Origin of the sequence: Cognatazoarcus halotolerans (assembly GCF_009800965.1) — a bacterium.
GTDB lineage: Bacteria > Pseudomonadota > Gammaproteobacteria > Burkholderiales > Rhodocyclaceae > Cognatazoarcus > Cognatazoarcus halotolerans.
Genome location: NZ_WUAF01000018.1, coordinates 31,243 through 44,406, shown reverse-complemented (window position 1 = coordinate 44,406; position 13,164 = coordinate 31,243). Strand labels below are relative to the sequence as shown.

At 64.6% G+C, this 13,164-nt stretch carries 15 protein-coding genes; 7 read left to right on the top strand and 8 right to left on the bottom strand.

The genetic code is table 11. The features are described from left to right. Nucleotides 1–59: 59 nt before the first annotated feature. Nucleotides 60–269, bottom strand: a complete 210-nt coding sequence (locus GQB03_RS18545; RefSeq protein WP_159692538.1) for a hypothetical protein — start codon at nt 267–269, stop codon at nt 60–62. 177 nt (nt 270–446) lie between these two features. On the opposite strand from GQB03_RS18545, the gene GQB03_RS18540 reads away from it, so the two are divergent. Continuing rightward, a complete protein-coding gene (locus GQB03_RS18540) occupies nt 447–2,060 on the top strand; it encodes a peptide chain release factor 3 (RefSeq protein WP_159692536.1) in 1,614 nt (537 codons plus the stop codon). Nucleotides 2,061–2,136: 76 nt separating this feature from the next. Here GQB03_RS18540 and GQB03_RS18535 read toward each other — a convergent pair whose 3' ends face one another. From GQB03_RS18535 to GQB03_RS18525, 3 genes are all read right to left on the bottom strand, one after another. Next, complete coding sequence (locus GQB03_RS18535; protein ID WP_159692534.1) at nt 2,137–2,514, bottom strand: thioredoxin family protein; 378 nt, start codon at nt 2,512–2,514, stop codon at nt 2,137–2,139. A gap of 94 nt (nt 2,515–2,608) precedes the next feature. After that, a complete protein-coding gene (locus tag GQB03_RS18530) occupies nt 2,609–3,436 on the bottom strand; it encodes a transglutaminase family protein (protein ID WP_159692532.1) in 828 nt (275 codons plus the stop codon). A 57-nt stretch (nt 3,437–3,493) separates the two neighbouring features. Continuing rightward, complete coding sequence (locus GQB03_RS18525; RefSeq protein ID WP_159692530.1) at nt 3,494–4,180, bottom strand: winged helix-turn-helix transcriptional regulator; 687 nt, start codon at nt 4,178–4,180, stop codon at nt 3,494–3,496. 208 nt (nt 4,181–4,388) lie between these two features. On the opposite strand from GQB03_RS18525, the gene GQB03_RS18520 reads away from it, so the two are divergent. Both GQB03_RS18520 and GQB03_RS18515 read left to right on the top strand, forming a co-directional pair. Continuing rightward, nucleotides 4,389–5,243 (top strand): class I SAM-dependent methyltransferase, encoded by an 855-nt coding sequence (locus tag GQB03_RS18520; protein ID WP_235027129.1) that lies wholly within the window; start codon nt 4,389–4,391, stop codon nt 5,241–5,243. Nucleotides 5,244–5,309: 66 nt separating this feature from the next. After that, entirely contained in the window at nt 5,310–5,528 is a 219-nt protein-coding gene (locus GQB03_RS18515) for a tautomerase family protein (RefSeq protein WP_159692528.1), read from the top strand. 50 nt (nt 5,529–5,578) lie between these two features. Here the strand turns inward: GQB03_RS18515 and pip are convergent, their stop codons facing one another. Together pip and GQB03_RS18505 are read right to left on the bottom strand one after the other, a co-directional pair. Continuing rightward, nucleotides 5,579–6,535, bottom strand: a complete 957-nt coding sequence (gene pip, locus GQB03_RS18510; RefSeq protein ID WP_159692526.1) for a prolyl aminopeptidase — start codon at nt 6,533–6,535, stop codon at nt 5,579–5,581. Between the two features lie 78 nt (nt 6,536–6,613). Further along, on the bottom strand, nt 6,614–7,102 hold the full coding sequence (locus tag GQB03_RS18505) for a DUF1499 domain-containing protein (protein WP_159692600.1): 489 nt from the start codon (nt 7,100–7,102) through the stop codon (nt 6,614–6,616). Nucleotides 7,103–7,371: 269 nt separating this feature from the next. Here GQB03_RS18505 and GQB03_RS18500 point away from each other — a divergent pair, with 269 nt between their 5' ends. Both GQB03_RS18500 and GQB03_RS18495 read left to right on the top strand, forming a co-directional pair. Further along, nucleotides 7,372–7,824 carry a potassium channel family protein gene (locus GQB03_RS18500; RefSeq protein ID WP_159692524.1) on the top strand — a complete coding sequence of 151 codons (453 nt, stop codon included), beginning with the start codon at nt 7,372–7,374 and terminating at the stop codon, nt 7,822–7,824. Between the two features lie 163 nt (nt 7,825–7,987). Continuing rightward, a complete protein-coding gene (locus GQB03_RS18495; RefSeq protein ID WP_159692522.1) occupies nt 7,988–8,425 on the top strand; it encodes a hypothetical protein in 438 nt (145 codons plus the stop codon). A gap of 153 nt (nt 8,426–8,578) precedes the next feature. Here GQB03_RS18495 and GQB03_RS18490 read toward each other — a convergent pair whose 3' ends face one another. Both GQB03_RS18490 and GQB03_RS18485 read right to left on the bottom strand, forming a co-directional pair. Beyond that, entirely contained in the window at nt 8,579–9,040 is a 462-nt protein-coding gene (locus GQB03_RS18490) for a RidA family protein (RefSeq protein WP_159692520.1), read from the bottom strand. Nucleotides 9,041–9,080: 40 nt separating this feature from the next. After that, a complete protein-coding gene (locus tag GQB03_RS18485; RefSeq protein ID WP_159692518.1) occupies nt 9,081–10,553 on the bottom strand; it encodes an aminotransferase class V-fold PLP-dependent enzyme in 1,473 nt (490 codons plus the stop codon). A gap of 456 nt (nt 10,554–11,009) precedes the next feature. Between GQB03_RS18485 and GQB03_RS18480 the strand changes: the two genes are divergently transcribed. Beyond that, complete coding sequence (locus GQB03_RS18480) at nt 11,010–12,380, top strand: cache domain-containing protein (protein ID WP_159692516.1); 1,371 nt, start codon at nt 11,010–11,012, stop codon at nt 12,378–12,380. After that, a complete protein-coding gene (locus tag GQB03_RS18475; RefSeq protein ID WP_159692514.1) occupies nt 12,380–13,063 on the top strand; it encodes a response regulator transcription factor in 684 nt (227 codons plus the stop codon). Before GQB03_RS18480 ends, GQB03_RS18475 begins: the two co-directional genes overlap by 1 nt. The last annotated feature ends 101 nt before the right edge of the window (nt 13,064–13,164 follow it).

The window sequence follows — 13,164 nt, the reverse complement described above, 5'->3', positions numbered from 1 at the left end:
CCAGCACCGTGATCCCGCGGAGGGGGCGCCGGACGGGGCGTGAGCCCGGTCCGGGCGGACTAGCGGTTGGCTTCTTCGAGGGCCTTCATGCGGTCGCGCTCAAGCTCGCGGGCGTGGCCGAGCTGTCGTTCGATGTTGGCCTCCAGGGCTTCGGCTTCCTTCGCCTCCTTGGCTTTCGCGGCGGCGGCCGCTACCGCGCCAGCGCCGGAATCGGCAACGCCGCAGGCGGTGAGGCTGCCCAGCAGGGCGAGTATGCACAGGGTACGCATCGGCAAGACTCCCGGGGATTCAGGTTCCGGTAGCGGAGTATGCGCCATCGCGCCAGGCCTTGTCCTCGCCGCAGGGGCGCGAAGGAATCTGCGGAAGCGCGCGGGTTCCTTGATAGAATCGCGGATTCTTGCCGCCAGGAGTGCAGCCCCGGCGGCTTCGCATTTTCCGGACCCGTCATGAGTCAGACCCCGTTTCCGCCCGAACTGCTGCGCGACGTGAAAAAGCGCCGCACCTTCGCGATCATCTCCCACCCCGACGCGGGCAAGACCACGCTCACCGAAAAGCTGCTGCTGTACGGTGGCGCAATCCAGATGGCGGGTACAGTCAAGGCGCGCAAGTCGTCACGTCACGCCACCTCGGACTGGATGGAAGTTGAAAAGCAGCGCGGCATCTCGGTGACCAGCTCGGTGATGCAGTTCGAGTACGAAGGCAATACCATCAACCTGCTCGACACCCCGGGTCACGAGGACTTCTCGGAAGATACCTACCGGGTGCTCACCGCGGTCGACGCGGCGGTGATGGTGATCGACGCGGCAAAGGGCGTGGAGGCGCAGACCATCAAGCTGCTCGATGTCTGCCGCCTGCGCGACACCCCGATCATCACCTTCGTGAACAAGTTCGACCGCGAGGTGCGCGAGCCCTTCGAGCTGCTCTCAGAGATCGAGGACGTGCTCAAGATCGAGTGCGCCCCGATCACCTGGCCGTTGGGCATGGGCAAGACCTTTCGCGGGGTCTTCCACCTGCTCGGCGACCAGCTGTTGCGCTTTGCCGCGGGCGAGGAGAAGCGCAGTACCGCCGAGATCGTCAAGGGTCTCGACAACCCGGCGCTGGACGCCCAGTTCCCGGGCGAGATCCAGCAGCTGCGCGACGATGTCGACCTGATCCAGGGGGCCAGCGCGCCCTTCGACCTCGCCGCCTTCCAGGCCGGCAAGCAGACCCCGGTGTTCTTCGGCTCGGGTATCAACAACTTCGGCGTGCAGGAGATCCTCAATGCGCTGGTCGAGTGGGCGCCGCCGCCGCAGCCGCGCGATGCCGGCAGCCGCATGGTCGAACCCGCCGAGGCACCGTTCAGCGGCTTCGTGTTCAAGATCCAGGCCAACATGGATCCCAAGCACCGCGACCGCATCGCCTTCTTCCGCATCTGCTCGGGCCGTTACAGTTCGGGCATGAAGGTCAGGCATGTGCGCCTCGGCCGCGAGATGAAGCTTGCCAACGCGCTGACCTTCATGGCCAACGAGCGGGTGCACAAGGAAGACGGCGTGGCCGGCGACATCATCGGCATCCACAACCATGGCCAGCTGCAGATCGGTGACACCCTGACCGAAGGCGAGGCGCTCGGTTTCAAGGGCATCCCGTATTTCTCGCCGGAGCTCTTCCGTGCCGCCCGCCTGCGCGATCCGCTCAAGGCCAAGCAGCTGCAGAAGGGCCTGCAGGAGCTGGGCGAAGAGGGCGCGATCCAGGTGTTCGAGGCGATCGGCGGCAACATGCTGCTCGGCGCGGTCGGCCAGCTGCAGTTCGAGGTGGTGGCGCAGCGGCTCAAGGACGAGTACAAGGTCGATGCGATCTTCGAATCGGCCGAGATCTACACCGCGCGATGGCTCACCTTCCCGGACGAACTGACCCGCCGGAACTTCGAGCGTGAGCAGTCAATGCGCCTCGGCACCGACGTGGATGGCAACCCGGTGTATCTGGCCAGCACCCGCTACAACCTCGACGTGACCATGGAAAAGTGGCCCAAGGTCAGCTTCCACGCCACCCGGGAGCACGGCCAGAAGATCGCCACCGCCTGAGCGCGTGGGGCACGGTCGGGACGAAACCGGGCTTCGGCCCGGTTTCCGCTTGTGGCGCGGCCGACCGCCCTGCCGTTCAGGCCTGCTGTTCGCCCGCCTGCTGCGCGGCGATCTGCGCACGCACCTCGTCCATGTCGAGATTGCGCACCCCGTCGATCACCTGATTCAAGGCGCTGGCCGGCAGGGCGCCCGATTCGCGGAACACCATGACACCCTCGCGGATGACCGCAATGGTCGGGATCGAGCGGATCTGGAAGGTTGCAGCGAGTTCCTGCTGGGCTTCGGTGTCGATCTTGCCGAAGACGATGTCCGGGTTGGCCTCGGAAGCGGCCTCGTAGGTCGGGGCAAAGCCGCGGCAGGGGGCGCACCACGCTGCCCAGAAGTCCAGGAAGACGATCCCGTTGTTTTCGAGGGTCTGGTTGAAGTTGTCGGCAGTCAGTTCGAGGGTGGCCATCGCCGGATGCTCCGCTTGGTTGAGCGGGCCATCCTACCCGACCGTGGCCGATGGCCCAAATCGCTGCACGCCGGTCCTCGTCGCGCAGGCAGGCTCAAGCGGTGGCGATCAGTACCCGAAAATCCAGCGTTGCGGTCACGCCGTTCGCAAAAAAGCCGCCTTCCACCGGCATGCTCCCGGCCTGCTCCGGCGTGGCGCACACGGCCACATGAGCTTCACCGGCCGGGATGCCATTGGTGGGATCCCAGCCCAGCCAGCCGACGCCCGGCAGGCTCACCTCGGCCCAGGCATGCAGGTCGCCCGGTCCTTCGGGTGTGCCGGGCGGGGCATGGTAGCCGCTTACGAAGCGCACCGGCAGGTTGAAGCAGCGACAGGCGGCCATGAACAGCACGGTGACGTCGCGGCAGGCCCCGCGTCCGCTTGTCAGCGTCTGTGCCGGCGACTGCGCATCACCGCTGACGCGGGCCCGGCCATCCACGGTGTCGTGCAGCGTCCGGTTGAGCAGTTCCAGGAAGGGCATCGGCGAATGGCCCACCTGGCTCGCCAGACCATGCGCGAACTGCGCCACCGCGGCATCCACCCACGGCTGGCTGCGATACACGTCGAGGCCGTCATTCAGCGGGAAGGCCCAGGGCAGGGGCGACAGCACGGGCATCAAACCGCGTGGCGGGGGGATGGTGTCGAGCAGGAAGCGGCTCTCGACCCGCAGAGAGGAGAACTGCCCGACGAACTCGACCCGCGTGACCGGGTTGCCGAAGGCGTCGAACTCCTCCAGCCGCAGTGCGGGCCAAGGGTCCACGGTGAGCTCGCGCATCAGCAGGCGGCCGGCATCCGGGCGCGGCGTGAGCCTGAGCAGATGTGGCGCGAGGCCAACCGGCACCGAGTAGCGATAAAGCGTTTCGTGGCTCACGGAGAAGCGCATGACTCTCCTCGGGTTGCTGGCGTGCGAGGTATTTGGCCGGCGGTTTGGCGCCGCCCGTTACTGGATCTCTTCAGCTGGCGGCAGGTCGGCGAACACGCTCGGCGAGAGCCAGGAGAAGATGTCGCGGGTCAGCACCGGCGCGCCGACCGCCTTGATCTGCTCCGCGCGCAAGGCCTTGCGGTAGGAGAGATCGCCCATCCACAGCTCCACCATGGTGCGCACCGCGCAGGTGAAATAGACATCGACGTCCTTGCCCGGATCCTTGTGGCAGACCTCGACCTCCTCCGGGGTGGCGACGATCCACCAGTTGGCCATCTCGCTCACATCGGTGAACCTGAAATGGATGACGGTCTGCTCGCCGATGAGTTGGTCGGTGCGAATGCTGCGCTCCAGGTAGAGCATCAGCAGGCCGACATCGAAGTCGCGGTCGGTGAGGCCGTCCCTGGCCCAGCGCATGCCCCAGTCGCCGAGTGACTTGATCACCGGCAGCAGCTGCTTGCACGACTCGGTCGCGTAATAGGCGTAGCCCTGCTGGCCGGGGAGCTTCTTCTTGAGCACCAGGCCGTGCTCGGCCAGCGTGGCCAGGCGCTTGTTGAGGATGGTCGGGGAGATCAGGCACAGCCCGCGTTGCAGCTCGTTGAAGCGGGAGCCGCCCATCAGCAGTTCGCGGATGATCAGCACGGTCCATTTTTCGCCGACGATCTCCAGCGCCTTGGCGATCGGGCAAAACTGTCCGTATTCCATGCCTCGTCTCCTGTGTCGGGGGCTGCTCGGGCCGCTCGCGTGTCGCTATCGGGGCAGTCGGCAAAGGTGTAGTGGAGAACTACATTTTGTGTAGTGGCTTGCTACAGGTTCTACAGTAGTTCAGCCGCACGGCGCTGCATAGCATGTCTCCATCGAGTCAGACAACGGACTCGACACCTTTCGACAGAGGATGACAAGGAGAATGCACATGAACACGATGGTCCAGCAAGCCGAACTCGACGCAGTTGCACGTGCCGCCGCCCAGCCCGATCTCGCCGCACTCAAGGCCAGGCAGCAGGCCACCTGGGGCTCGGGCGACTACGGCCGGGTCGGCGTCACCCTGCAGATCACCGGCGAGCAGCTGTGCGAAGCCATGGATCTGCGCTCCGGCCACTCGGTGCTCGACGTGGCAGGAGGCAACGGCAACGCCAGCCTGGCTGCCGCGCGGCGCTTCTGCCGGGTGACCTCCACCGACTACGTGGGCGGCCTGCTCGAACAGTCGCAGGTGCGGGCCAGCGCCGATGGGCTCGACATCGACTACCGCATCGCCGATGCCGAGAACCTGCCCTTCGCCGATGCCAGCTTCGACAACGTGATGTCGACCTTCGGCGTGATGTTCACCCCCGACCAGCCCCGCGCTGCGGCCGAGCTGCTGCGGGTGTGCCGTCCGGGCGGGCGCATCGGGCTGGCGAACTGGACGCCCGAAGGCTTCGTCGGCCAGCTCTTCAAGACCATCGGTCGCTACCTTCCGCCGCCGGCCGGGGTGAGTTCGCCGGCCGCCTGGGGCACCGAGGCGTTCCTGCAGGCGCAGTTCGGCGGCAAGGTTCGCGACGTCAGTGTGACACGTCGCCAGTTCGCCTTCCGCTATCGCTCGCCGGCGCACTTCCTGGAGGTGTTCCGCACCTACTACGGCCCGACGCACAAGGCCTTCCTGGCCCTCGACGAAACCGCCGCGGCCTCGCTGGCGGAAGACATCCTGCGGCTCATCGATACACACAACGTGGCCGAAGACGGCTCGATGGTGGCCCCCGCGGACTACCTCGAAATCGTCATCACCCGCTGAACCGGCGCCGGGCCCGGTCCGCCCGGCAGACTACCCAACACAATCACCAATCAAAGGAGCAAGAAAATGCCTCTCGTGGATATCCATCTCATCAAGGGCGTGTTCAACGACGATCAGAAGAAGCAGATGATCGAGAAGATCACCGACACCATGGTCTCGATCGAAGGCGAGAACATGCGCGGCGTCACCTGGGTGCGCGTGCTCGAAGTGGCCAGCGGTCAATGGGGCATCGGCGGCCAGCCGCTGACCACCGAAGCGGTCAGGCAGCTGCAGCAAGGCGGCTGAGCACAAGCGGATGGCGCCGGGCGGTGATGCCCGGTGCCATCCGCACCGCGTCATGCCTTGGCGGCGTAGCGGTCGGTCGCGCGGATGAGCTTATCCAGGATGCCGGGCTCGGAATAGGCGTGACCGGCGCCTTCGATGAGATGAAAATCCGCTTCCGGCCAAGCCTTGTGCAGAGCCCAGGCGTAGCGCAGCGGACAGGGCATGTCGTAGCGGCCATGCACGATGGTGCCGGGGATGCCGGCGAGCTTGCCCGCGTCGCGCAGCAGCTGCCCTTCCTCCAGCCAGGCGCCGTGGCTGAAGTAATGGTTCTCGATGCGCGCGAAGGCCAGCGCGAAGCGGTCTTCGCCAAAGCCTGCGGCAAAGTCCGCATCGGGCAGCAGCTTGATGGTGCTGCCCTCCCAGGTGCTCCAGGCGCGTGCCGCCTCGATCCGCGCCACCGGGTCTTCACCGGTCAGGCGCTTGCGGTAGGCGGCGATCATGTCCCCGCGCTCCGTTTCCGGAATCGGCGCGACGAAGCCTTCCCAGCGGTCTGGATACATCTCCGAGACGCCGAACTGGTAATACCAGTCCAGCTCCGCCCGGGTCACCGTGTAGACACCGCGCAGGATCAGCTCGCTGACGCGTTGCGGATGCGTCTCGGCATAGGCCAGCGCCAGCGTCGAGCCCCACGAGCCGCCGAACACCTGCCACTTTTCCGCGCCGGCCAGCGCGCGCAGGCGCTCGATGTCGGCCACCAGGTGCCAGGTGGTGTTCGCCTCGAGGTTGGCATGGGGCGTCGATTGGCCGCAGCCGCGCTGGTCGAAAAGCATCACGTCGTAGCGCGCCGGATCGAACAGCCGCCTGTGGTCGGGCGAAATGCCGCCGCCCGGGCCGCCGTGCAGGAATACCGCCGGCTTGGCGCCGGGTGTGCCGACGCGCTCATAGTAGACGCGGTGGCCGTCGCCCACGTCGAGCAGGCCGCTGGCATAGGGTTCGATGGGGGGATAGAGGGAGCGAAATGCGGTCATGGAAGGCTCGTGTGTTTCGGGTTGGGGGCAATCGCCGAGGCGAGGTGTCGCGGTGGTGTCATCGAGGATTCGCAGCGCTCATTGCGGCAGTGCCAGCCAGGCCTTGCGGATCGTCTCGACGCGCTGCCGGTTGACCCCGAAATCCGCTTGCCCGAGACGGCTCGCGCTGCGCACCTCGATCATCCCGCTGGATGGATCGAACCAGAACTCCAGATCATCCACGAACCTCAGCCAGCGGGTCCGCGCCTCGGCACGCAGGTAGTCGTTGCGTGCTTCCACCAACGTCACGCCCGGCATCGACCGCAGTACCCCTGCCAGCGCCGCGATTGAGGCTGGCCCGTTGCCATTGCGCAGCGGGAAGGGCGCGATCCATGCCGCCTCGTGCTGGGGGTGCTCCGGGTACAGCCGGGACTGGCTGCTCACGCTGTTGGGGGTCAGGGACGGGGGTTTGAGGCGGCCGTTGCGCACGCCAAGGTCGTTTGGTGCGGTGCCGCCCAGTAGTCCGAAGCGCGCGCCGATGAACAGCAGCACGAGGACGGCGAGCGCAATGGCGAGAGCGGTTTTCATGGCGCGATGATACGCCGCGTTGGCGGACCGGGGCGTTGCGGCCGGCTGGCCGATTTCCGCCGAGATCCATGTTCGCGGCGAGATGTCGGGTGTTGCCGCGTGCGCAGGCGCAGCGCCCGGGAGCGCCTGCGGCATGCGCATTTCGTCCCCGCTTTGCAGATGGGTGCATGATTCGGCTTTCCAGATACATCGCGATGCGCGGTTGATTTGCCGTACCGGAACTTTCGGAAGCGGCCGTCCGCCGCATCCGAGCTCAAGGAGAGCCCAGCATGCTGTCGATCTCGTTCGCCTGCACCGTGCTGTTGTTGCTCAGCACGCTGCTGCATTTCGAGGTTCTTTCGGCCCTGTCGCGCCTGTTGCCAAGGCTCACGATGCCCTCGCGCTTCAAGCTGCTGCTGGTGATCGGTGGCACCTTCCTTGCCCACTTCACGGAGATCTTTCTTTACGCGCTCGGCCTGTGGGGACTGGTCGCGATCGGCGCGGGCAGCATGGTGGGCATGTCCCATCTATCCCTCAGCACCGCCGTTTATTTTTCGACCGAAACCTACACTTCGCTGGGCTACGGCGACCTCGTGCCGGCCGGCAGCCTGCGTTTGCTGGCCGGTTCCGAAACGCTGAACGGTCTGCTGCTGATCGGTTGGTCCGGGTCCTACCTCTACATCGCGATGGAGCGCTTCTGGCGCGATACGACGCAGCCCTCCCCGCCGCCGGAAAGCAAATGAACAAGATTCAGCCGCCCGGGTGGAGACGGGGAAACCCGTCAAGCGGCACCGTCACGCCGGCCGGCTATGATGTCGATATTTCGCTTGCGCGCTGCCGAAGCGCCGGTACGTGGCCGCCAGGCGAGCGTCGCGAGCAAGGCCATCCATCCTCAGGAATACAGTCATGAAAGCCCTTCCCAGGTTGCCCGTGTGGCAATGGATCGTTCTTGCGCTGCTTGTCGCTTTCGTGGTCGATTGGTTCATCCAGCGGCCCGATGCGCGTGCGCGCGAACTGAATGCGGCGATCGCTGCGCAGGCCAGCGAACATCTCAAAAGTTATCCCTATCCATTTCGTGTGATCCGGGTGGACGGCAAGACCGCCGTGATGGGTTCGCCGCGGAGCTTTGAGGTTCCTGTGACCAGGTTCATCGCGGCGATCCACCCTGGGATCGATGTGATGAATGCCAACAATCCGACATTCATCGCGGCACAGAAGGATCTCGCCGCAGCGCAGTCGGAGGCGCAAGGCATCGTGCAGGCCCAACCCGGCATCGAGTCGGTGAGATGGCAGATCGATACGCACTGGCTGGCGGCACACGGCGTCGATGTACCTGCGCAGTGATGCACCGAAAAGCGTTGTGGCGGCCCCTTCCTGCGGACCGCCACAACGCCTGCGTTAAATCGATTGTCGGAATGTTCGACGGCGTGCCTCACAGGGCCCGCGGGTGTGGAACCGGGCCTGGTTTCACTCCCGAGGGTCAGGCGAAGGAACGCGTCAGGGTTTGACCGCGATCGCGCTGATCTCGACCGCGACGTCCCTCGGCAGACGCGCGGCCTGGACGGTGGCACGTGCAGGCGGGGTGGTCTTGAAGTAGGTGCCGTAGACCTCGTTCATCTTGCCGAACTCATTGAGGTCTTTCATGAACACGGTGGTAGACACCACATTTGCCAGCGTCATGTTGTCGGCCGCCAGCACCGCCTTGAGGTTCTCGAGCACGAGGCGTGTCTGATCCTCGATCGGCGCATCCTTCATGAGCGTGCCCGTCTTCGGATCGATCGGGATCTGGCCGGCCAGATAGAGCACCGAGCCCGCCCGCACCGCCTGCGAATAGGGTCCGATGGCCTTGGGTGCGTCGGGCGACGAGACCGCGCGAATTGCGTTTTCGTCGGCCTGGGCCCCGAGGGCCGTGAGGCCCGCGAGCACAATCGCCGTGCGAATTGTCGATTTGATATTCATCCAGAGTGTCCTTGAAGAGAATTGAGGCGTGATGGTCCGGTCAGGCCATGGCGTTCGAGACTTCCCACATCGCCGCGACGAGGCGGTCGACATCGTTGGCGTCCTGCCAGAGATGGGTGGATACGCGTACGCCGTAATGCTGGGAAGGCGCGCCGATGACATCGAATCCGGCGTTGCGGATGACGAATCCGGGTGAATAGTCCGCGAGCATCCGCGAAACGAACTCGGACGACTTCGCCTGGTCCATGATGTCGTTGGCGTTCCTGAACGGATTGAAGCTCGTCAGCGCGGACAGCAGCTTCGGGTCGTCCTTCGGGGAATACAGTGCGTCGACACCCCACAGTTCGACGATCTTCTCCTTCAGATAGGACGAGAGCGTCAGGTCGTAGGTCTCGATCTTCTTGCGGCCGATCGTGTCCCACAGTTCGCAGGCCCTGACCAGCGCCTTGAACATCGGCGTATGCACACTGCCGCAGGTGGTCACACTGGCTGCCACGTCATAGGTCGCCGTGCCGTTGGTGGTACGGGGCGTGGTGTTGTAGTAGCTGGTATGGACCGGGTACCAGTTGGGCAAGGGCAGGGGGTTGGAGGAGCGAATCTTGTTGCGGATGATCAGGATGCCGGTCGAACCGGGGCCGCACTGCCACTTGTGTCCGGCACCCGACATGAAATCGACGCCGAGCGCGCCGTAGTCATACGCCATCATGCCCGGAAGGTGCGCGCCATCGACGATGCTGATCAGCTCGTGCGTCTTCACCACTTCCATCAGGTCGGCGATCGGCAGCATGGTGCCCGTCTTGTAGGTGGGCGACGACCACATCATCGCGCGAACCCGCTTGCCTTGTGCCTTCAACGCCCGGATGCGTTCGTCGAAGAGCTCGACGTAGGTGGCCGCGCTCTGATTGTTACCGACCGGCATGCTGATCCGCGAGACTTCGATGCCGAAGCGATCGACCGCGATCGCCAGTGGCGTATCGCCGCCGCCATGTTCGTGGTTGGTCGTTACCACCACGTCGCCGGCTTGCCAGTCGATCCCAAGAATTGCATGACACATGCCGGACGAGGTGTTGGCCGAGAACGCCAGTTCATCGCTATCGACGCCAAAGCCCGGTGCCACGAGGGCGCGCAGGTCGGCATGAGTCCCGTAGCCGTTCAGGGAGTCGGCCGCCTTTGCGAAGTTCTCTTCCTGGAACACCGAGAGCACCACCTCCGGCATCGAGCCGGCGGTGCCGATGTTCATGTAGGTCTTGTCGGTACGCAGTACGAACATGTTCTGCACATCGGTCCAGAAGGCTTCGTCCTGGACAAGCTTCGCTCTGAGGCCCTCGACGGTTGTCTGCCCGTTCGCGCCGCCGCACCCTGCCATCAGCGGGCCAAGGGCTGCCGCACTGGCGCCATAGCCCAGCATCCTGAGGAAATCACGTCGCTTGACCGACCACCGTGCCTCGTCTTCGAGCGAGAGGTTGGTCAATCCGACCGATGATTCGAGCTGTTTGCCACTAGCGTCTTGCATGTCTCTTCTCCATCTTTATCGATTGATGTGATCCAGCCCCTTGTGCTGACGGGACCGCTTTCTGCACGACGAATTCTAGGAATCGGGCAGGACGTGTCTATGTTCCAGTTCCCCTACGCAGTAGTACGCAGCCGGCGTGGCAGGGTCCTTGAAGGCGCTCTCCAGGCTGCCGCGATATTTTCCCGCTTGTCATTATCGTGCGGCCGAAACCCCTTATTTCAGTGGGAAATGCCCTCATCTACACCTAATTCAGAGATCGGCTGATCCTCGTGGGGGGCTGGACAGCGGCCGCCGATTGCCAGATGATCAAGGCAATTTTCATGAACGATGCGTGCCGCCCTGCGCCGGGCGGCTGGCCGAGTTCGAGTGCCCTCGGTTGAGCGGAACCCGTACGCATTCCAGCACCATACCGCTTGTCCCGATCTGTCCACGAGCATCTTGCGAGCGTAACCAGCGATGAAGCTGAAACGGATCCTACTGCTGTCGATCATTCTCGAGATCGTGGCCCTGGCTTCGATGGCATACGTCGCCCGGAAGGAGGCGCTGGATCTCGTCAAGCGCGAAAGCGAGCTGGTCTGGACCGCGCATAACCGCAGCATGGAGCGCGAGCTGAAGCAGTATGTACAGCTTGCCAGATCGATGATCCAGCAGCTTGCCCGCTCGGACCAGGACGTTCGGGTCCTGCAGCGCGAAGCGCTGAAGCTGCTTTCACAGATGCGATTTGGCAAGGATGGTTACTTCTTCGCATATGACAGGCATGGACGCCTCCTGCTCGACCCTTCGCAGATGGGAATCAGCGGGGTCGATTTCTGTGATCCCGACGAGCCCGAAGGACAGGCCCAGGCGAGGCTGATCCTCGCCAAGGCCAAGGATGGCGGCGGGCTGGTCAGCTACGACTGGCGAAAGCCCTCGTCGCAGAGCCAGATCCGCAAGACCTCTTATGTCGAACCCATAGACGAATGGCACTGGACGATCGGCACCGGCATCTACATGGACGAGGTATCCGAGGTCCAGGAGCAGATCGAGGTTCTCGCCCGCGAGAACATCCAGAGCACCCTGAACAAGATCGTGCTGGTTGCCGCCGTGTCGATCGCCCTGATCGGCATTGCCGGCCTCGGAATGAACCTGCGCAGCCATCATGTCTCGAGCGAGAAGCTGCGTCAGCTCGCGCGCCGGGTTGTCGGCTCGCAGGAAGAGGAGCGCGTGCGCGTGGCCAGGGAGTTGCATGACGGCGTCGTTCAGGTGCTGGTCTCGTCCAAGTACTTCTTCGAGGCTGCCCTGGCAGGACAGACGCGCCCTGCCGACGTTGCCGCCGCGCCGCCTCCGCGGGCCGGTCTGATGGAACGCGGCATTTCCCGCCTGAACGAAGCACTGGGCGAGATCCAGCGTGTGTCCCACGGCCTGCGGCCGGTCTTGCTCGATGACCTCGGCCTGCTGCCCGCTCTGCGTCTGCTGGTCAAGGAATTACGCGAACAACACGACCTCGACGTGCAGCTCGTCGAGCATGGCACGCCGTCCGAAATGTCCACGAGCAAGAGCACGGCGCTGTTCCGCGTGGTCCAGGAAGCGATCAACAATATCCACGCCCACGCGCATGCCACCCGGGTGACGATCACGCTCGGTTTTTCGCAGCGGCATGTCGTGCTGTCGATCAGGGACAACGGTCGTGGCTTCGATCTGAAGCGTGTCCAGGCGGATCAGCGCAGCGGCATCGGTTTGCGCAACATGCGCGAACGGATCGAGAGCCTTATGGGGCGCTTTTCGGTCAAGTCCGATTCGGGCGGCACGCTGATCGAAGCAAGCCTTCCGCTCGGGGAGACGCACTGATGGTGTCGTTCGGCGCCCCCCGGGTGATCCTCGTCGACGATCATCCGCTCGTCCGTGACGGCATCCGCGCCCGCCTCGAGGCCTTGTCGGAAGCCGAGGTTGTCGGCGAAGCGGCCTCGATGAACGAGGCCGTGCGGCTGGCGTCCGATCTGCGACCGGACATCGTGATCACCGACATACGCATGCCCGATGCAAGCGGCATCACGCTGCTTGCGCATTTCGCCGAAAATTTCCCGCGGATTCGCACGCTGGTGCTTTCGATGCTGAAGGATGCCGCCTACGTGCAGCGCGCAATGGCGCTCGGCGCGCGTGCTTACGTCCTCAAGGACGATCCCGCGGACCACCTGATCGAGGCGATCCGCTCGGTCACCGGCGAAGGCACCTACCTGAGTCCCGGAGTCGCGGCCATGGTCAGCACTTGCGCGTCGCTGCCGCAACCGCACCAGGATCTCACACCCAAGGAGAAGGAGGTTCTCGATCTGCTGGGACACGGCCACTCGAACAAGGAAATTGCGCTCAGGCTGGGTGCCTCGATCCGGACTGTCGAATCCCATCGCCTGAACCTGCGGCGCAAGCTGAAGGTGGAAGGCCGCGCGGCGCTGGTCAAGTATGCGGTCGATTATTCGGATCTGGAGCTGGGCGAGACCAAAAGCCAGGAAGACAGCATCTTCCCGGCGGACTGAGGCGCGGCCGAACGCGCACCGCGCATCCAGTGGCGGCGCCCGGCCGGCATGGAGCGACACGGGGCCTGCGCGACCAGCCGCGCACGACAAGTGGATCGACG